Raw genomic sequence first — 19,851 nt, 5'->3', positions numbered from 1 at the left:
CGGCTCGCGCGCTCATCCGCAGCCGGCGCTATTGACGGCCGTACGCGCCTGCAGGCCTTTCCACCCGCTCCAGCCGCGCGCGATGACAAGCATCGCCGTGATCGCGACGAGATCGCCGGCGAGCGCCGCCACCGTGTGCCCGAAGCCGGGCAGGCCGCGTGGCGTCGCGGTGTCGACGACGAGCGAGACCAGCGTGCCCGTGACGAAACACACGAGCCCGGTGCGTCCGACGGTCACGACGGCCGGCAGCCGCCGTGCCAGCCGCGCGATGCTGCCGGTATGCACGAAACGCGCGGCAAGCCACGCGATGACGAGGAAATTGATCACACGATCCATCGAGAGATTCTGTTTGAGATGACCCGGTAACGCCTGTGTCAGCACGAACAGCTTGACCACGGCGAACGCGAGCACGGCGGCGACGGCAATCCGTGTCAGCCAGCGCGCGGTATTCGACGTATGAAAACGCTCGCCGACCGGCTGCAGGCGGGACAGGATGCCGAGTACGAACATCAGTTGCCATGCAAACGGATTGAAAGCCCAATTGCCGACGTCGTCAATGCTGAAAAGCGAGGCTAGCGGACGCGCGAGCGCCCAGACAGCGAGGCTCAGCGTCATCGCAAGCAGTGCCGAGCGGCGCGCGAGCGGCACCGCGAACGGCACGCACAGCGCGAAGATCACATACATCGGCAATACGCTCGACAGATACGGCTGACGCCTGAGCACCGCGATATCGAGCGCTGCGCGCAGCGGCTCGCTGGAAAACGGTGGCCAGCCGGACAGCTCGACCATCGGCCGGTTCAGATGAAAGAGCGCGAGCGCGGCGCCCGAGACGAGCGTCAGCAGGGCGGTGAGCAGATACGCGCGATAGATTTCCCAGCTACGTCTGAAAAAGCGCTTCTGGGCGGCGCCCGGACCGCGACGGTCGAGCACGGCCATATAAGCCGCCGCCGATGCATAGCCGCCGAGAAACACGAACACTTCCGCCGAATCGCACAGCGCGTACGCGTGCAGCATCAGATGCGACAGCACGCTGCCGGGAATATGGTCCAGCACGATGACGATCAGCACGATCCCGCGGAAAAAATCCACTTCGATCGAACGGCCTTGATGCGAATTCATGAGTGTTCCCGCGTACGATATGTCTCTCTGTCGGAGCGGCATGAAAGCAGATCGTTCCGCGTAAACGCGGATAGTGTCAATTGAATTCGCGTGAGATCGCTGCGCTGCCAGCCAACTGAAATCACGCTGTCGGCGCGTGGTAATCCCGGTCGCGCAACACAGCGGTTTTCGACAAAACTCCCCACAATCCGGATCCGGTCATGCAAGCATCGCGTCGCAGCTTTCTCATTCTCAGCGCCGGCATGGTGTCGTCGCTGGCGTTGTCCCGCGCGGCCCTCGCCGACGCACCGAAACTCAGCGAGGACGATCCCGCTGCACAAAAACTCGGCTACCGGCTCGATGCCTCGAAGGTCGACCGCGCGAAATTTCCGGGCTGGGCGGCCAGCCAGACCTGCAGCAACTGCTCGCTTTATCAGGGCAGCGCGAGCGATCCGTACGGCGGTTGCGCGCTCTTTGGCGCGAAACAGGTCGCGGCGCACGGCTGGTGCGCGTCCTGGACGAATGCGTAGGCGGTGCTCGCCGGTCGCGAGGGCGCGCCGCGGGTGCGATAATCGCGGTTTGCCGTCTGCCCTGTCGCAACCCGCCTTACGGAGATTATCTTGAGCCGCCTGGACAACCCCTTACACGATCAGGAAGCCGGCCGCGCCGACTCGACGCAGGACACCACCCGCATCGACGACACCCGCATCGGCGCCGTCCGCCCCCTTATTTCTCCGGCGCTGCTGCAGGACGAACTGCCGGTTCCGCCGGACGTCCAGGTGCTTGTCGAGCGGAGCCGCTCGGCGATCGCGGACATTCTGCACGGCCGTGACGACCGCCTCGTGGCCGTCGTCGGCCCGTGTTCGATCCACGATCATCAGCAGGCGATGGATTACGCGCATCGTCTGAAGGAGGCCGCCGGCGCGTTAAAAGACGATCTGCTCGTCGTCATGCGCGTCTACTTCGAAAAGCCGCGCACGACGGTCGGCTGGAAGGGCTACATCAACGACCCGCAACTCGACGGCAGCTTCCGCATCAACGAGGGGCTGCGCCGCGCGCGTGAACTGCTGCTCGACATCAGCAGCCTCGGCCTGCCCACCGCGACGGAATTTCTCGACCTGCTGAGCCCGCAATACATCGCCGACCTGATCGCGTGGGGCGCGATCGGCGCGCGCACGACGGAAAGCCAGAGCCATCGCCAGCTGGCGTCCGGCCTGAGCTGCCCGATCGGCTTCAAGAACGGCACCGACGGCGGCGTTCAGGTGGCCGCCGACGCGATCGTCGCGGCCCGCGCGAGCCACGCGTTCATGGGCATGACGAAGATGGGCATGGCGGCGATCTTCGAAACCCGCGGCAACGATGACGCGCACGTGATCCTGCGCGGCGGCAAGAAGGGCCCGAACTACGACCGCGCGGGCGTCGAGGCGAGCTGCTCGGCGCTGCGCGAACTGGGATTGCGCGAGCAGGTGATGATCGACTGTTCGCACGCCAATTCCGGCAAGTCGCATCTGCGGCAGATGGACGTCGCGGAAGATCTGGCCACACAGCTTTCGGCCGGCGATCGCCGCATCATTGGTGTAATGATTGAAAGCCATCTCGAGGAAGGGCGTCAGGATCTGAAACCCGGCGTGCCGCTGCGTTACGGCGTGTCGATCACGGACGCATGCCTTTCGTGGGCGCAGACCGCGCCCGTGCTCGACAGGCTCGCCGCCGCCGTACGGGCACGCCGCGCGGGCTGAATTCCGGGCTGGAAACCCCGGCTTTGGCCCGATCCGGGCCGCCGGGGCTTGCCGATTGTTCGTATCCGCCGACAAGTGACTTCGCGTTTCGTGCATTTATCCGTGGGCGTGTCCCCTCTAGAATTGCTTCCATCGACACATTGGATGCAGTGCCCAGACGCACACGGGCAACGGAGTGGACATGAGAGACCTGATCGAACGCCAGCTTTATCACCCGGCCGTGGTGTTGCCGATGGTGTCGCTCATGCAGCTCATGGTGTCGCACGATTTCAACCTGAGCCAGGTGGGGTTTGTCGTCGCTACGCGCGGCGCGAAGGCCGCACTCGAGCGCTCACGCGAACTGATCTGCCACGTCCACTGCGAAGGCTGACCGCCCGCTGAATCGCGCCTCGACGCTTCACCCGCGCTAAAGACCCCCGAAACCGCACAGCGGAAAAGTCACGTGTAAGATGGCACGACCCCTTACCGGCTTCCGGAGGTCTGCCATGCCCCAGCATTTCGACGCTATCGTGATCGGCACCGGGCAGGGCGGCTCGCCGCTGGCGGTGCGGCTTGGCGAAAGCGGCCGCAAAACCGCCGTCATCGAACGTGCGGCGTTCGGCGGCACCTGTGTGAACGTGGGCTGTACGCCGACCAAGGCGTACGTCGCCTGCGCGCGCGCCGCCCACGTGGCGCGCCATGCGGCCGCGTACGGCGTCCAGATCACGGGCGACATCACGGTCGATCTCGCGCGCGTGAAGGCGCGCAAGGACGAGATCATCGGGCAGTCCAGAGGCGGCGTCGAAAAGTGGCTGCGCGGCGCGACTAACGTAAGCGTCTTTAACGGCCACGCGCGCTTCACGGGTCCGCACACGCTGCACGTCGAAGGACGCGACGGCCAGCCCGATCAGGATCTCGAAGCCGATGAGATTTTCATCAACACCGGCACTCGCCCGGTCGTGCCGGCGCTGCCCGGCATCGACGACATCCGCTATTTCACGAACTCGACGCTGCTTGAGCTGACGACGTTGCCGGAACATCTGGTGATCGTCGGCGCGAGCTATATCGCGCTGGAATTCGCGCAGGTGTTCCGGCGCTTTGGCAGCCGCGTGACGGTGATCGTGCGCGGCGATCGTGTGCTGAGCCGCGAAGACGCGGATTTTGCGAAGGCCGTGCAGGATGTGTTCGTGCGCGAAGGCATCGAGTTCTGCTTTCACGCCGAACCCACGCGACTCGAGGCATCCGGTTACGAGGACGGCGAAGGCACCGCGGTGCGCATTCATTTTTCGGGCGATACGCCCGCGCTCGACGCTTCGCATCTGCTCTTCGCGACAGGACGTCGTCCGAATACCGACGATCTCGGTCTTGAGGCCGCGGGCATCGCGGTCGACAAACACGGCATGATTCCCGTCGATGGCGAACTGCGGACTTCGGTGCCTGGCGTGTGGGCCATCGGCGACGTCAACGGACGCGGTGCGTTCACGCACACGTCGTATCACGACTTTCAGGTCGTCGCGGCCAACGTGATCGATGCGCAGCGAACGGGCGAGCGACGCAGCGTCGACGGCCGCACGATGGTGTACGCGGTATTTGTCGATCCGCCGCTTGCGCGCGCGGGGATGTCGGAAGCCGACGTGCGCAGGTCGGGCCGCAAGGCGCTCATCGCGACGCTGCCGATGTCGCGCGTCGGACGTGCGCGCGAAAAAGGCGAGACCGCGGGTTTCATGAAGGCGCTCGTCGATGCCGGTACAAGGCAGATTCTGGGCGCGACGATTCTCGGCGTGGACGGCGACGAGGCGATTCATACGTTCATCGATACCATCGAAGCCGGCGCACCGTACACCACGCTGATGCACGCGATGCACATACACCCCACCATCAGCGAACTGGTTCCAACGCTGCTCGAAGGCCTCAAGCCGATGGTTTGAGTTGTGGCCCATGAAGAGGCGCAGGCGATGAAACCCGAGACCGGCAATCTGTTCGACGTGGCGGGACCCACGGGTCCTGACGAGCGGTTCGACACGCTGATCGATCGCACAGGGCTGCGTATCGAGCGAATCATTTCGACAGGGCAGGCGAGCCCGGAGGGCTTCTGGTACGACAGCCCTCACGAAGAATGGGTTCTGCTCATCGCGGGCGCCGCCGCGCTCGAATTCGAAACACCCTCTGAAGACATTGTGCGGCCACACATGATGCAGCCTGGCGATTACGTGCGGATTCCCGCGCATTGCCGGCATCGCGTGGCGTGGACGGACGCAGGCGAACCGACGTTCTGGCTCGCTGTGCATTACGAACGCGCCTGAACCGTCTGGCCGCCCGGCGATGTGCGGCCTGCTAGCATTGAGATCCAGCACGACCCATCTTCAAGGAGCACCGCGATGATCAGCGGAAAAACGACGCTTGTTGCACACATCGGCTATCCGACGGAGGCGTTCAAGGCGCCATTGATCTATAACCCATGGTTCGAGAAAAACGGCATCGATGCCATCGTGATGCCGATGGGCGTGAAGCCCGAGGACTACGTCGCGTTTCTTCCGTTGCTGTTTCGCATGTCCAATATCCGCGGCGCGCTCGTCACGATGCCGCACAAGGTCACGACGGTGAGCCTCGTCGACGAAGTGACGCCGACCGCCGCCATCGCGGGCGCCTGCAACGCGATCCTGAAGCGCGAGGACGGCACGCTGCTCGGCGACCAGTTCGATGGCGCGGGCTTCGTGCGCGGGGTCGAGCGCAAGGGGCGTGCGCTGAAGGGCGCGCGCGTGCTGGTGCTCGGCAGCGGCGGCGTGGGTTCGGCGATTGCAGCTTCGCTCGCCGGCGCGGGCGTCGCGGAAATGGCGCTGTTCGACACGGCCGGAGCATCGGTCGAGGCGCTTGCGGACCGTCTGCGCAAACACTATCCGCAACTTGTCGTGACCACGGGTTCCAGAGACCCAGCGGGCTTCGATCTGATCGTCAACGCGACACCGCTTGGCATGAAAGACGGCGATCCGATGCCGTTCGACATCGACCGCATCGCACCCACCACGTTCGTTGGCGAGGTCGTGATGAAGGCCGAATACACGCCGCTTCTGCGCGCGGCGAAGGACAAGGGATGCCCTGTGCAGGTCGGCACCGACATGCTGTTCGAAATGATCCCGGCTTATCTTGAGTTCTTTGGATTCGGTACTGCCACGCCCGAGGCGTTGCGCGCGATTTCGCGGATCAGGCAGCAGGATTGAAGCCGGGCGGCGGGCAAATCGTTGCCGCAAGGGCGTTTTCGCACTCAGGACAAACCCGGATTACGCGCGAAATATGGAAGCGCGAAAGCATTGAGAAGGGTTCGCGCGGCTAGACTGCCCGGGAAAAACGTCTGAAAGACGCCAACCCGCCCCGGGACAGATCGGAGACAACGCAATGAACCACGCCTTCGGCTACGCCGGGCGAATCGTCGGCGCAGCCATGGCGGCGTCCGCCGCGCGCCTGCGCCCCGCTGCGCGCGCGACAGACAGGGAGGAACGCCGCGCCGTGTTTCCGGGAAGCCTGCGCGGCCGGCTGTTGTGGTGGCTGCTGCTGCCCCTGGCGGCGTTCGTGTCGATATCGGGAGTGATCTCGTTTCGCAACGCAATGGCGACAGCCGATCTCGTGCAGGACAACGCGCTTGCTTCGTCGATGCGGATCATCGGCGAAGACATCGACTGGAATGACGGCTCGGTCGCGGTGCAGATTCCCCCCGCCGCGCTGGAACTCTTCGAATCGCCGGAGCAAGACAGTGTGTATTACCGCGTCGAGACAAGCGCGCACCAGCTGCTTGCGGGCGGCACCGAACTGCCGTTGCCACGTGGCATGGATCCCGTCCCTGTGCTGTATTCAACGCGTCTCGACGACGGCCGCCCCGTGCGCGCCGCGGCCTACGTGCGTCAGCTGTACGACTCGGGACGCACGGAGGAAGTCGTCGTTGCCGTCGCGAAGACGGAGGCCTCGCGCGATGCGATGGTCTGGCAGTTGCTGCGTCCGCAGCTTTTCGGCGAGGTGTTGACGTTGCTGCTGGCGATGGTCTTTGTCTATCTTGGACTCACGTTCGAACTACGGCCGTTGATGAAGGTGAAGGACGACGTTGCCGACAGAAATCCGTCGCAGCTGCAACCGCTGCGCGTCGCGCGGCTTCACGTCGAACTGCGCCCGATCGTCGATGCGATCAACCAGTGTATTGCGCGCATGGGCCAGCAGACCGTGATGCAGCGGCAGTTCATCTCCGACGCCGCGCATCAGTTGCGCACGCCGCTCACGCTGCTCGACGCACAGATCCAGTTCGCGCGGCAATGTGAAAGCCGTGACGCGCGGCTAACCGAAGCGCTTGCCGGCATGCACAAGAGCAGCCGCAGGATGACGACGCTGACCGACAAGCTGCTGTTGCTCGCACAGGCGGAATCGGCGGCGCCGTCCCACACGGAAGAGTGCGTCGATCTGGTCGCGCTGATCGCCAGCGTGCTCGAAGCACTGATCGCATTCGCGCAGGCGCGCGAGATCGACCTGGGGGCGGAGCTCGAGGACAGCCTGTACGTCACCGGTGACGAAGCGTTGACCACGGCGCTCGTCACCAATCTGGTGGACAACGCGCTGCGCTATACGCAGACGGGCGGCCGCGTGACCGTGCAGGCGCACCGTTCACCGGACTGCGTGATCCTGCGCGTGATCGACAATGGCCCGGGGATCAGGGCTGACGCGAAGGCACGCGTTTTCGAACGCTTCTATCGCGCGTCGAGCCACGCGGACGGCACCGGCCTCGGTTTGCCGATCGTGCGTGAGATCGCGCTGCGGCAGGGCGGTACCGTCGTGCTTGAATCAGGCGAGAAGGGCATCGGTCTCGTGGCGACCGTCGAGATGCGTCCATGGCAGGCCGCGCCACGCGCGGATAGCACGAAGGAAGAGACATGAAGCTGCTGCTTGTCGAAGACGACGCCGATCTCGCGCGCTGGGTGATCAACCTCATGCAGGTCGAGAATTTCGCACTGGACTGGGCCCAGGACGGCGAACGCGCCGAAACGCTGCTCGGCCTGCAGCACTACGACGCGGTGCTGCTCGATCTGCGATTGCCCGGCATCGGCGGCAAGGATGTGCTTGCACGTCTGCGCCGCAAGCGCGACACCGTGCCCGTGCTGATGCTGACCGCTAACGGCTCGACCGACGACAAGGTCGCGTGTTTCTCGGCGGGCGCGGACGATTACGTCGTCAAGCCGTTCGATGCACGCGAGCTGGTCGCGCGCATCAAGGCGCTGATACGGCGGCAGGCTGCGGGTGACAAGGGACAGCATCTCGACTGCGGCGATCTGCACTACCTGTTCGACACGCGCGAGTTCATGCTGCACGGTGAACCGTTACCGTTACGCCGTCGCGAGCACGCGATTCTCGAAACGCTGATTCTCAGACAGGGCAAGACGGTTTCGAAGGCGGCGCTGATGGACAGCGTCTTCAACCTCGACGACGAGCCGAGCGCCGATGCGATCGATATCTACATTCACCGCCTGCGCAAGCACCTTGCCCATTCGAGCGCGAGAATCATGACCTTGCGCGGTCTTGGCTACATCCTTCGCGAAGAAGAGCCGCGCGAAGTCTTTGCCGGTGGCGCTGTTGCGATGCCAAGCTAGTGTTTTCAGCAACGTTTCCCCGATGTCATGAAAGAGGCGCGCCTCGGGTGCAAAAAACCAGCTTGAACCCGCGACCGCCATCCACACGCGTTTTAAGCATCGCTTAAGCTAAAACGACGCAGTGGTTTAAGGTTAGGGTCAGGTCGTAAGCGTTATTTCAGGGTCACAACTTCCAGTCAACCTTCGGGTTCTGGAAGTTTCTGTTTCGCCATGACGTCTAAGGGTTAGTTAAGGATTCGCTCCTTATCCTGTCGCATGTATCGTCCGGATTATCCGGGCGGTCATGTTCAAGGAGAACTCGCATGAAAGCCCTTATCTCATCGCTTGTCGTCGCAGGTGCGCTGATTGTTCCCGTTGTGTCGTTCGCTCAGGATGGCGGCAACTATCCGGTCACCCGTGATACCGTTCGCGCGCAGCTCGTGCAGGCAGAGCAGTCTGGTGAGCTGCATCAGTCGAAAGTGCATTACCCGCGGTTCGACCGGTCCGCGCATGCAGTCGCGTCTAACGTCGCACCGGCGGGGAATGTCGATTACGGTCCCGCGACAAATGGTTCAGAGCAATCGGGTCAGCCGGCCAGCGTTTCCCATGACGTAGCCGGGCACTCGTTGTATTCGCGTCATTGAGCGTTTCGCTTGATGTGAAAAGAAGGGGCGCCGTGTGGCGCCCTTTTTTTTGCCTGTGGATGTCGCGATAACCGAAAGTACAAATGCGGACCCTTTAGCGGGTCCGCCTGCACTACGCCAGATCAAACGGGTTCCGAAGGTTTTCCTTCAGCAGGCTTGCGTTGCTTCATCAGCAGTTGCAGCAGCACTGGCAGCAGCAAAAGCACCAGCGGCAATTGCACGATCAGCCCGGAGATGATCGCGACAGCAAGCGGCTGCTGCATCGCCGAACCCTGGCCGAGCGCGAATGCAAGTGGCAGCAACGCGAGAATCGCGGCGATCGTCGTCATCGCGATCGGCCGCAGACGGTTGCGTCCCGCCTGAACCAGCGCGGTTTCGAACGGCACGCCTTCATCGCGCACGAGCCCCTGCAGTTCCGACACGTAGAAGATCGCCACTTCCGTCACGATACCGATGATCATCGTCATGCCCATCATCGCGGAAATGTTGAGTTCGATGCCGGTCACCCACAGGCCGATGAAAACGGCACCCGTCGCCAGCAGCGGCATGGCCATGACGGCGATCGCGACGCGGAAGCGTTCGTAAAGAAACAGCAGCAGGCCGAACACCAGCGCGACCGCCGCACCGAACACCGTGAGCAGTCCCTTGAACGCGATCTGTTGTTGCTGATACAGGCCGCCCAGTTCGTAATACATGCCCTTCGGCAAAAGATCCGGATCGGCCAGGGTCCTCTGCACATCGGCGATGGTCGAGCCCAGGTCGCGGCCGTCGATCCGTGCCGTGACCGCAACCATGCGCTTGAGATTGTCGCGGCTGATCTCGGGCTGTCCCGTCACGGTCACGCGGTCGGCCACGCGTTTAAGCGCGAACAGATGGCCGTCCGGCGCGCGGATCTGCAACTCGCCGAGTTGCGTATCGGTAAGCGTGAGCGCGCCGGCAACCCGTACGCGCACGCCGACGGTTCTGGGGCCGCTCTGGAACTGCGTCGCGACGCTACCTTGCACCATGTCAGACACCGCCTGCGCGATCGACTGCGGGTCCATGCCTTCCGCCGCGGCCGCGTCGGGCCGGATGTGCAGTTCCAGTGCGTCACCGGCCGGATTGATGCCGTCGTTCACATCGACCACACCCTGAATCTTGCCGATGTTCGCGGCTACTTTTCTTGCGGTGGCGTCGAGCGTCGCCTGATCGTCGGAGTAGATCTTGATCTGCACAGGTTGCGGCACTGCGGTGAGGTCGCCGATCAGATCTTCCATCAGTTGTGCCAGTTCGATGCTGACGCCGGGCACCTGGGTTTCGATCTTCGAGCGGATCTCTTCCATGACCGTTGCGATCGGTTCGCGGCTGCCCGATTTGAGCCGCACGAAGAAGTCGCCGCGATTCGGTTCCTGAAGATCGCCGCCAAGACCCGCACCAGTACGACGCGAATACGTCGCGACGTTCGGATTCGCGCGGATGATCGTTTCGACCTGCCGCATCAGCCGGTCGGTTTCGGTGATCGAAGTGCCCGGTTCCGTGTGATAGTCGAGCACGAAACCGCCTTCGTCCATCGTCGGCATGAAGCCGCTGCCGACGCGGGTAAATGCAAATGCAGCGACCACGATGAGTGGAACCAGTCCGACGAGCACCAGCAGCGGGCGCGTGGTGACATGCTCGATCAGCCACGCGTAACGATGGTTCATCCATAGTGCGAAGCGCGATTCGCGGTGCTCCTCGGCGTCTTTCGGCTTGAGCCAGTGGTCGCACAGGATCGGCACCGCCAGCCACGTGACGAGGAACGAAATGAACAGCGCGCTTGCCATCGTGATCGACAGCGCCTTGAAAAACGCACCCGTGACGCCGGACAGAAACGCGAGCGGCACGAAAATGATCAGCGTCGCCGCGGACGATCCGGCAAGCGGCCGCGTGAATTCGAGCGCCGCCGTCATGACACGGCCGTGAAACCTGTACGCGCCCGCTTCGCGCATGCGTCTGACGATGTGCTCGATCATCACGATCGCATCGTCGATCACGAGGCCCACTGCCGCCGCCATTCCGCCGAGCGTCATGATGTTAAAGCCCATGCCGAACACGTCGAGCAGCAGGATCGTCGCGGCCATCACGACCGGTACGAGCGCGACCGCGATCGCCGTGATTTTCCAGTTGCGCAGGAACGCGAACAGCGTGAATGCCGCGAGCACGACGCCGATCATGATCGCGTCGCGCACGCTGGTTGCGGACGCGATGACGAGTTCGCTCTGGTCGTACCAGTTCGCAAGATGGACGCCGGGCGGCATCTGATGCTGAAAGTCCGCGAGTTTCGCGCGGATCGCTCTCGCCATCGCGACGCTGTTCGCGCCTGGCTGCTGGAAGATGTTGACGAGAACGGCGTCCTGGCCGTCGGCGGTGACGCGCATCCATTGCGGCACGACGCCCTGCTGCACGCTGGCGACGTCGCCAAGACGAACCTGTGATGCGCCGTTCGCCGAGACGACCACGTTCTTCAGTTCGGCGATCTGCGTGACGGTCGTGTTGGCGATCACGAGATACAGCTTGTCGTGGTCTTCGATACGGCCGGTCGCCATCAGTACATTGCTCGCGCCGATCGCCTTCGACACGTCGGCGAGCGAGAGTTTGTACGCGGCGAGCCGGGCAGGGTCGATCGCGACTTCGAATTCGTCCTGCGCGCCGCCGGTGATATCGACGCGCGCCACGCCTTCGACCGACGACAGCAGCGGACGCATCTGGAACTGCGCGAGATCGTGAAGTGCCGACGGCGACTGCTGGTTCGAGGTGAGGCTGTAGGCCAGCACCGGGAACACCGTCGGGTCCATCCGGCGAACCTGCATCGACGTGCCCGGCGGCAGCGTCGCCAGAATCTCGCTGATCGCCGACTGCGCCTGCAACGTGGCCTGCGCCATGTCCGTGCCCCAGTCGAAATTGATCGAGATTTCGGCCGTGCCGCGGCTTGTTTTCGATTCGACGTCACGCACGCCCGGCACGCGGCGCAGCGCTTCTTCAACGGGCATCGTGACGAGCGTCGTCATCTGTTCGGCGGGGCGGTCGCCGGCATCGAGCGAAACCACCGCGCGCGGAAACGCGACGTTCGGAAACAGCGAGATCGGCAGGCGAAACGCAGTGAGCGCGCCAGCGATCGCGAGCAGCGCGATCACGAACAGCAGCGAACGTCGATGCCGTTGCATCCATTGACCGAAATTCATCGCGCGGCGCTCCCGTCTGCCTTGCCGTCAGTCTTTACGGCCATGCCGTCGGTGAGCTCATAGTTGCCGGAGACGACGAGCGGGAGTGTGCCGTCGATCATGCCGTCGACGCCATAGCGGCCGTTGTCTTCCACACGCGTGACGACGTTGACCCGATGCGCCGTTTTCGCGGGCGTGATCTGGAACACGTAGTCGCCATGGCTGTCCTTCAGCACGGCGTTGCGCGGCACGATCCAGTGCGTGCCCGTGTTCGTCGCGATGTCCGCGCTCACACGCGTGCCGGGAATGAAAGCGGTTTGCCCGAGCGGCACGTTCGCGCCGATATTCACGAGCTGGCTTTGCGGATCGACCGAGGCGCCTACCATCACGACGCGGCCGGGTACCGCCGATTTCGCGAGTGCAACGGACAGGCCATGCAACGTCACCGCATCGCCCGCGTGGATCGAGGCCGCATCCGAAGGCTCGACGCCAAGCGTGACGTTGGCGCGCGCGTCCTTGCCGCTGTCGCCGGCCGCGAGCTGCATGATCGCGGCGCCCGGCTGCACCTGGTCGCCCTGCGCAACCGACACCTGCAGCACGACGCCGTCCACCGGCGAGTTCACCGTGCGTGCGCCGGGACCGACGCCCATCTGGTCCTGCGCGGCGAGCGCCTGCTGCGCGTCCTGCGCGGCTTTCCTCGCCGTCGCCAGTTGCGACTGTGTCGCGAGACCCTTGTCGAAGAGCGATTGCGTGCGCGCGACTTCGCCCTGCGCGAGCGTGAGCGCGCTCTTCGCCTGCGTCGCGGCGAGCACCGCTGCCGGATCGGCCTGCACGACGGCCAGCGGCATGCCGCGTGTGACGCGCTGGCCGGCCTGCACACGCATCTGCGTGACGCGCGCGACGTAGGGCAGATTGAGGGTCGTCACGCTGGAGGCCGAAGCGGCCACGATACCGTACGCGCGCACGGGCTGCGCGATCGTGTCGCGATGTACCTGAGCGGTCTGCACGCTGACGACGGGGTCGCCGTCGGCGTGAGCGGACGGCATCCCGAAGAGGGACGCAAGGGCGACGCAGACGGCAGCGCGCTGTGCCCGCGTCGTGAGGCGATTAGTTCGCATGGTTTTCGGTGAAAGTCTGGTCGGAAGAAAAAGCGTCGGGAATCGCGGCGCCGAGCAGCGCCTGCAGCGCGATCCGCTCTTCAGCGAGCGATTCGCGCAGCGTGGCGACGTCGACGCGTCTGGTGAGTGCCGCGCTTTGCGCATCGACGTAGGCGCCGAGCGTGAAGTTGTGGTCCCCGTACGCCTGCCGCGCGTGGTGAGCGGCGCGATCGGCATCGGGTAACGCGGCTTCTGTCTGCTGGAGCTGACGCGTCAGGATCGCGGTGTCCGCGCGCATGTGCGCGACGTCGGCGTATGCCTGGTTGAGCCGGTCCTGATACTCGTCGCGCAGGCGCTGGCGCGTGGCCTTTTCGATCGCGACATTGCCCTGGTTGCGGTTGAAAACCGGCAGGCTCAGGTTGATCTGGAAGCCGCTCGTATAGATGTTCGAGGTGTCGCGCGCACGCACGAAGCCCACCGACAGGCCCGGAAACTGCGACAGCACGGCGGCGCGGTATTTCTGCTCCTGTGCTTCATAACCCGCCTGCAGCGCGAGCAGGTCGGGGCGGCGCTTCGGCAGCGTCGTGAGCGCGGCGTCGATGGTGGCGTCGTCGACGGGGGCGCTGTCGTTGTCGCTGGTCAGCGTGAGCTGCACGTCGGGCGCGAGGCCGAGGAGCGCATTCAGATCGTGATGGGTCTGTTCGGCGGCGCGTTCGGCATCGGTGAACTGCTTGCGCGCGTCGCTGTACGACGTGAGCGCGGCGGTGAGGGTGTCCTCGGTGAGATTGCCTTCGCGCTGCGCCTGGGCCATGCGTTCGTATCGCGTGCGGGACAGTTCGCGTTGCTGCTCGAGCAGCGGAAGCGTTTCGTCCTGGAAGCGCGCCTTCAGGAACAGCTGCTTCGCCTGCGCGACGATCTGCCATTCCTGCCATAGCAGACCGAGGTCGGTCTTCACATAGGTCGCATCCGCCGAGGCCTTGTTGGCGCCGCGCGTCACGATCGCCATGACGTCCATGCTCAAGCCATAATTGAACGCGCGCGTGAGGCCCTCGGCGCCTGGATAGTCGCTGGAGATGCTCAACTGCGGATCGGGCAGCAAGCCGGCGGAAAACGCCTGCGCGTGGGCAATGCCGAGATCGTCGCGGGTCAGCTTCAGATCGGGGTTGTTCGCGACAGCCAGCATCGCGACTTCCTCTATGTCGAGTCCGTCGGACGGATCGAAGCGGTGAGCCGCCAGCTCGGGCAGCGGCATGGTCGCGGGATCGATCTGGATGCGCTCGAGCGTGGCGACGGACGTCGACGTGTCGTGTGGCGCGAGAGGCTCGCGGTGATACCACGTGCAACCGGCGAGCAGCGCGGCGCAAACGGGCACGAGGGCACGTAGTGGAAGCCGTAACCGAAGCCGTAACGACCCGGATGCAGGCACACGGAGTCGTGAGTGAAACTGGGGAATAGGCAAGTCCTGCTCCTCGCGGAAAAGAGGCGGACGCGTGTGTTCAAGCGGTGGCGCGTCCGGATGAGGAGCGATTTTCACGATTTGCAGCTTAAGTAACGCTTAAGCGCGCGTTAAGCTTCGGACAGTGACAATGCGGACCTGTACAAAAGACAGCGGAGTGACCCGATGCGTCTGCTACTGATCGAAGACGACGAAATGATTGCGGAAACCGTGCTCGAATCGATGCGCCGCGTGGGCTATGCGATCGACTGGGCGAAGGATGGGCGCGCTGCCGACCTGTCGCTCGGCAACGGGGTCTACGACCTCGTGCTGCTCGATCTCGGTCTGCCGAAAAAAGACGGCATTGCCGTGCTGAACACCTGGCGCAAGGCGGGCGGCGCCGCGCCTGTCATCATCCTGACCGCGCGCGACGCGGTGGACGAGCGCATTCGTGGCCTCGACGCGGGCGCGGACGACTACCTGATCAAGCCGTTCGATCTCGACGAACTCGCCGCGCGCGTACGCGCGCTGCTGCGCCGCCGCACCGGACAGAAGCAGCCGGTCTATGCGCACGGCGAGCTGATGCTCGATCCCGCCGCGCACGAAACGACGAAGAACGGCGAAATCGTGCCGCTCCTGCCGCGTGAGTTTGCGTTGCTGCAGGCGTTGATCGAAGAGCCCTCGCGCGTGTTCACGAAAGCGGAACTCGAGGAAAAACTGTACGGATGGGGAGAAGAGGTGGGCAGCAACACGATTGAAGTCCACGTACACAGCCTGCGCCGCAAGATCGGCGCCGGGCAGATCGTGACGGTCCGGGGCGTCGGCTACCGGCTGAAGAGGGCTGAATGACGTCGATCCGGCGCTGGCTGCTGGGCTGGCTCATCTTCGGTCTTGCGGCCGCTTCGCTCGTGGCCGGTTATGGCATCTTCTACACCGCGCGCGAGGAAGCGAGCGAACTGTTCGACTACGAGTTGCGCGCCGTGGCGCTCTCGCTGCCTTCCAGTCTGGAAAATACCGAAAGCGTGCAGCACACGCGTCCCGATTTTGAAGGAATCTCCGACGACCGCATCGTCATCGCGATCTGGGACAAGGACGGCATACTGGTTTATCAATCGCTGAGCGCGCCTGAACTGACGCGTTTTCCCGCCGGCATCCGCACGATCGAACGCGGCGAGCGTCACTGGCGCGTGTTCGGGCTGCAGCAGGCCGGGCGTTTCGTCCAGGTCGCGCAGCCGGTGTCGGTGCGCGAGGATCTTGCGTTGCGGCTCGCGCTACGCACGCTGTGGCCGCTCTGGCTGCTGATTCCGGTGACGATCGTGCTGGTCCTGTTCGTGGTCGCGCGCGGGCTCGCGCCAATCGGCGGTCTTTCGCGGGCGCTTGCCTCGCGCTCGATCGATTCGCTCGACCCGGTGCACCTGGAGGGGCGCATGCCGGACGAAATCCGGCCGCTTGTCGAAGCGCTGAACGACCTGCTGCAGCGTCTGAACGTGGCGTCGCAGGCGCAGCGCATGTTCGTCGCGGACGCGGCGCACGAACTGCGTTCCCCGCTGGCCGCGCTGAAGCTGCAGTTGCAGGCCGCCGTGCGCGACGGCTCGCTGGTGGCGCGAGACCAGACGCTCGATCGCATCGAAGGCCGGCTCAATCGCCTGATTCATCTGGTGCAGCAGTTGCTGACGCTCGCGCGCGAGGACGCGCAGCCGGCCACGTCGATGACGCCCATGAGCCTGAGACGGGTGGGCGAGCAGTCGGTCGGCGACTTTTCGCTGCTCGCCGAAGCAAAGGGCATCGACCTCGGCCTGGAACTGTTCGCGCCGCGCACGCCCGACGACGCCTATATGGTGCTCGCGGAGCAGCATGGGCTTGGCGTGCTGCTGGACAATCTCGTCGACAACGCGATCCGCTATACGCCGGCGGGCGGCAAGATCGACGTGATCCTGAAGCGCGATGCGGATGCCGTCGGTTTTGTCGTCGTCGACAACGGCCCTGGCATTCCGGACAGCGAGCTGGTGCGCGTACTCGACCGGTTTTATCGCGTCGCGGACGCCGAGGGGCAGGGCAGCGGTCTTGGCCTGGCGATCGCGTCGCGCATCGCGGGGCGGCATCGCGCGACGCTCACCGTCCGCAACAATGTCGACGCACCGGGCCTCTCGGTGTCGGTAACGGGTTTGCAGTCGCGCTAAAGGCTTTTGTAATCCGTCGCGTGATTCGCCTGATTTGATGGCGATCGCGGGCGCGCGCAGGCCGGTCCTTAAGATTTCCTTCAGGTATCGCCGGTAGTATTTCCCTCGTCCTCGTATACACCCGGCCCGACGGGCCGGGAAACGCGCCCGGCACACCTGCCGTGGTCGTCCTGAGATCAATGAACGCACGGACCGCACGCGCCCGGCCAACGGACTGGCGGCGCGCACGGTCACGCGCGCTTGCCGGAGTATCCATGAAGACGCTGTTCTTGCAGGCGCCGTCCTACGACGGTTTCGACGGAGGCGCGGGTTCGCGCTATCAGGCCAGACGGGAGATCCGCTCGTTCTGGTATCCGACGTGGCTTGCACAGCCTGCCGCGCTGATCGCCGACAGCCGCGTGCTCGACGCACCCGCCGACGGGCTGTCGGTCGACGCAACGCTCGATATCGCGCAGCAATACGACCTCGTCATCATTCACACCAGCACGCCGTCGTTCCCGACCGACGCGCTGTTCGCCGAAGACCTGAAGAAGCGCAAGCCAGCTGTATTGATCGGCATGGTGGGCGCGAAGGTGGCGGTCGATCCGCACAATTCGCTGACCGCGACGGAAGCGATCGACTTCGTCTGTCGCGAGGAATTCGACTTCACGTGTCAGGAAGTCGCTGAAGGCAAGCCGTTTGCGGAGATTTCCGGGCTTAGCTATCGTGCCAGCGACGGCTCGATCGAGCACAACGCGCCGCGTCCGATTCTGGAAAACATGGACGAGTTGCCGTTTGTCGCGCCGGTATATAAACGCGATCTCAGGATCGAAAACTATTTCATCGGCTATCTGAAGCATCCGTACGTGTCGATCTACACGGGCCGCGGCTGCCGTTCGAAGTGTACGTTCTGCCTGTGGCCGCAGACGGTGGGCGGCCACCGCTACCGCACGCGTTCCGTCGAGAACGTGCTGGAAGAAGTGAAGTGGATTCGCGACAACATGCCCGAGGTCAAGGAGATCATGTTCGACGACGACACGTTCACGGACTTCAAGCCGCGCGTCGAGGAAATCGCACGCGGGCTCGGCAAGCTGGGCGTGACGTGGTCGTGCAACGCAAAGGCCAACGTGCCGTACACGACGCTGAAGATCATGAAGGAAAACGGGCTGCGTCTGCTGCTCGTGGGCTATGAATCCGGCGACGACCAGATCCTGCTCAACATCAAGAAAGGTCTGCGCACGGACATCGCACGTCGCTTTAGCGACGATTGCCGCAAGCTCGGCATCAAGATTCACGGTACGTTCATTCTCGGTCTGCCTGGCGAGACCCAGGAGACGATCGAAAAAACAATCGAGTACGCGAAGGAAATCAATCCGCACACGATCCAGGTGTCGCTCGCCGCGCCTTATCCGGGTACGACGCTCTACAACCAGGCCGTCGAAAACGGCTGGCTCGAAGAGAACAAGGTGATCAATCTCGTCAGCAAGGAAGGCGTGCAGGTGGCCGCGATCGGCTATCCGCATCTGTCGCGCGACGAGATCTATCACCAACTGGAACGCTTCTACAAGCGCTTCTATTTCCGTCCCTCGAAGATCTGGGAAATCGTCCGCGAAATGCTGATGAGCTGGGAGATGATGAAGCGCCGGTTGCGCGAAGGCGTCGAATTCTTCCGGTTCCTGCGCGCACACGAAGCGTGAGCGCGCTGCTCGGGCCCGACGGTCCGGCGCACGCGCTGCATCTGCTGCTCGTTGCGCTGGCCTTCGCGTGCGGTGCGTGCGCGCTGTTCGGTATCGGCTACACGCTGCTGGCGGCGATGCTGAGCGGTCGTTTCTTCAGACGCCCGGGCGCGGAGCCGGCCAGCTTTCCGCCGGTGACGATCGTCAAGCCGCTGCATGGCAATGAATGGGCGTTGTCCGGCAATCTCGCGAGCTTTTGCGTGCAGGATTATCCGGGCGAGGTGCAGTTCCTGTTTGGCGTGCACGATCCCGCCGACCCCGCGTTGAGCGTGCTCGACACGTTGCGTCGCGCGCATCCCGGGGCGGATATCGGTGTGATCGCGGATGCGCGCCTGCACGGCCCGAACCGCAAGATGAGCAACATCCTCAACATGCTGCCGCATGCGCGGCATGATGTGCTTGTGTTCGCCGATAGCGATGTCGGCGTCGAGCCGACGTATCTGCGTCAGGTGATCGGCGAGTTGCAGAAGCCGGGCGTGGGTCTTGTCACGTGCGCCTATCGCGGCGCGCCCGATCCCGGCTTCTGGCCGCGTCTGTCCGCGAGAGCCACCAATTACCAGTTTCTGCCTGGCGTCGTCACCGGTCTCGCGCTCGGTCTCGCGCGGCCGTGCTTCGGGCAGACCATCGCGATGCGCCGCGATACGCTCGAAAAAATCGGTGGCTTCGCGCCGTTCGTCCATCATCTCGCGGAAGATCACGCGATCGGCGAAGCGGTGCGCATGCTCGGCGAGCGGGTGGCGGTTCCGCCGTTCACTGTCTCGCACGCGTGCGTCGAGACCAGCGCGGCAAAACTCGTTGCACACGAACTGCGCTGGAGTCGTACGATACGTCGTGTCGAGCCGCTCGGCCATCTCGGCTCAGCGCTCATGCATCCGCTCGCGTTCGCGCTGCTGGGCGTGGCGTTTTCGGGTGGCGCGACGTGGGCGTGGGCTGGCGTGGCGGCATCCGTGGTGGCACGCATGGCGCTTCAGTTGTTGGTCGATCACGCGCTCGAACAGCGCTCGCGTGACCTGTGGTTGCTGCCGGCGTGGGACGTGGTGGCATTCGCGATCTTCGTGGCGAGCTTTTTTTCCTCACGCGTGATCTGGCGTGGTTTCAGCTTCAATGTGGACGGCGATGGAATGCTGTCGCCGGTTCAGGATGAATGACGACACTCTGTCGACTGTAAAACGCGCGTCGCTG

The 19,851-nt window shown here is 64.1% G+C and carries 17 protein-coding genes; 13 read left to right on the top strand and 4 right to left on the bottom strand.

What is annotated here, in order from left to right:
• Window positions 1–12: 12 nt before the first annotated feature.
• A complete protein-coding gene (locus LPA34_RS05665; protein WP_228975839.1) occupies window positions 13–1,119 on the bottom strand; it encodes an OpgC domain-containing protein in 1,107 nt (368 codons plus the stop codon).
• 200 nt (window positions 1,120–1,319) lie between these two features.
• Here LPA34_RS05665 and LPA34_RS05660 point away from each other — a divergent pair, with 200 nt between their 5' ends.
• The 9 genes from LPA34_RS05660 (at window position 1,320) to LPA34_RS05620 (ending at window position 9,063) form a co-directional block, all read left to right on the top strand.
• Window positions 1,320–1,628, top strand: a complete 309-nt coding sequence (locus tag LPA34_RS05660; RefSeq protein ID WP_228975836.1) for a high-potential iron-sulfur protein — start codon at window positions 1,320–1,322, stop codon at window positions 1,626–1,628.
• A gap of 90 nt (window positions 1,629–1,718) precedes the next feature.
• On the top strand, window positions 1,719–2,837 hold the full coding sequence (locus LPA34_RS05655) for a 3-deoxy-7-phosphoheptulonate synthase (RefSeq protein ID WP_324251707.1): 1,119 nt from the start codon (window positions 1,719–1,721) through the stop codon (window positions 2,835–2,837).
• A gap of 181 nt (window positions 2,838–3,018) precedes the next feature.
• Window positions 3,019–3,207: a hypothetical protein gene (locus LPA34_RS05650; RefSeq protein WP_228975834.1), complete on the top strand. Its 189-nt coding sequence runs from the start codon at window positions 3,019–3,021 to the stop codon at window positions 3,205–3,207.
• 115 nt (window positions 3,208–3,322) lie between these two features.
• Window positions 3,323–4,744, top strand: a complete 1,422-nt coding sequence (locus LPA34_RS05645; protein WP_228975833.1) for an FAD-containing oxidoreductase — start codon at window positions 3,323–3,325, stop codon at window positions 4,742–4,744.
• Window positions 4,745–4,771: 27 nt separating this feature from the next.
• A complete protein-coding gene (locus LPA34_RS05640; RefSeq protein ID WP_228975829.1) occupies window positions 4,772–5,119 on the top strand; it encodes a cupin domain-containing protein in 348 nt (115 codons plus the stop codon).
• 75 nt (window positions 5,120–5,194) lie between these two features.
• Window positions 5,195–6,034, top strand: coding sequence for a shikimate dehydrogenase family protein (locus LPA34_RS05635; protein WP_228975827.1), 840 nt, complete (start codon window positions 5,195–5,197; stop codon window positions 6,032–6,034).
• Window positions 6,035–6,320: 286 nt separating this feature from the next.
• Window positions 6,321–7,730, top strand: a complete 1,410-nt coding sequence (locus LPA34_RS05630; RefSeq protein WP_228976096.1) for a sensor histidine kinase — start codon at window positions 6,321–6,323, stop codon at window positions 7,728–7,730.
• Entirely contained in the window at window positions 7,727–8,440 is a 714-nt protein-coding gene (locus tag LPA34_RS05625) for a response regulator transcription factor (RefSeq protein ID WP_228975825.1), read from the top strand. Before LPA34_RS05630 ends, LPA34_RS05625 begins: the two co-directional genes overlap by 4 nt.
• A gap of 302 nt (window positions 8,441–8,742) precedes the next feature.
• Window positions 8,743–9,063 (top strand): DUF4148 domain-containing protein, encoded by a 321-nt coding sequence (locus LPA34_RS05620; RefSeq protein WP_228975822.1) that lies wholly within the window; start codon window positions 8,743–8,745, stop codon window positions 9,061–9,063.
• Window positions 9,064–9,185: 122 nt separating this feature from the next.
• On the opposite strand, the gene LPA34_RS05615 is transcribed toward LPA34_RS05620, so the two are convergent.
• Genes LPA34_RS05615 through LPA34_RS05605 form a run of 3 tightly spaced genes read right to left on the bottom strand, consistent with a single transcriptional unit; the run spans window position 9,186 to window position 14,711 of the window.
• Entirely contained in the window at window positions 9,186–12,263 is a 3,078-nt protein-coding gene (locus LPA34_RS05615; protein WP_228975819.1) for an efflux RND transporter permease subunit, read from the bottom strand.
• On the bottom strand, window positions 12,260–13,360 hold the full coding sequence (locus tag LPA34_RS05610) for an efflux RND transporter periplasmic adaptor subunit (RefSeq protein WP_228975815.1): 1,101 nt from the start codon (window positions 13,358–13,360) through the stop codon (window positions 12,260–12,262). The genes LPA34_RS05615 and LPA34_RS05610 overlap by 4 nt, the downstream gene beginning before the upstream one ends.
• Window positions 13,350–14,711, bottom strand: coding sequence for a TolC family protein (locus LPA34_RS05605; protein WP_228975812.1), 1,362 nt, complete (start codon window positions 14,709–14,711; stop codon window positions 13,350–13,352). The genes LPA34_RS05610 and LPA34_RS05605 overlap by 11 nt, the downstream gene beginning before the upstream one ends.
• A gap of 249 nt (window positions 14,712–14,960) precedes the next feature.
• Between LPA34_RS05605 and LPA34_RS05600 the strand changes: the two genes are divergently transcribed.
• The 4 genes from LPA34_RS05600 to hpnI all read left to right on the top strand — a co-directional run bounded on the left by LPA34_RS05600 (window position 14,961) and on the right by hpnI (window position 19,817).
• Window positions 14,961–15,623: a response regulator gene (locus LPA34_RS05600; protein ID WP_228975810.1), complete on the top strand. Its 663-nt coding sequence runs from the start codon at window positions 14,961–14,963 to the stop codon at window positions 15,621–15,623.
• The gene (locus LPA34_RS05595; protein WP_228975806.1) at window positions 15,620–16,954 is read left to right on the top strand and encodes an ATP-binding protein; all 1,335 of its coding nucleotides are present in this window, start codon (window positions 15,620–15,622) and stop codon (window positions 16,952–16,954) included. The genes LPA34_RS05600 and LPA34_RS05595 overlap by 4 nt, the downstream gene beginning before the upstream one ends.
• A 254-nt stretch (window positions 16,955–17,208) precedes the next feature.
• Window positions 17,209–18,630 carry a hopanoid biosynthesis associated radical SAM protein HpnJ gene (hpnJ, locus tag LPA34_RS05590; protein WP_228975805.1) on the top strand — a complete coding sequence of 474 codons (1,422 nt, stop codon included), beginning with the start codon at window positions 17,209–17,211 and terminating at the stop codon, window positions 18,628–18,630.
• A gap of 5 nt (window positions 18,631–18,635) precedes the next feature.
• A complete protein-coding gene (gene hpnI / locus LPA34_RS05585) occupies window positions 18,636–19,817 on the top strand; it encodes a bacteriohopanetetrol glucosamine biosynthesis glycosyltransferase HpnI (protein WP_228976094.1) in 1,182 nt (393 codons plus the stop codon).
• The last annotated feature ends 34 nt before the right edge of the window (window positions 19,818–19,851 follow it).

The organism is Paraburkholderia gardini (assembly GCF_907164575.1).
Lineage (GTDB): Bacteria > Pseudomonadota > Gammaproteobacteria > Burkholderiales > Burkholderiaceae > Paraburkholderia > Paraburkholderia gardini.
The sequence above is the reverse complement of the archived record's forward strand: the minus strand, read 5'-3'. Positions and strand labels throughout refer to the sequence as shown.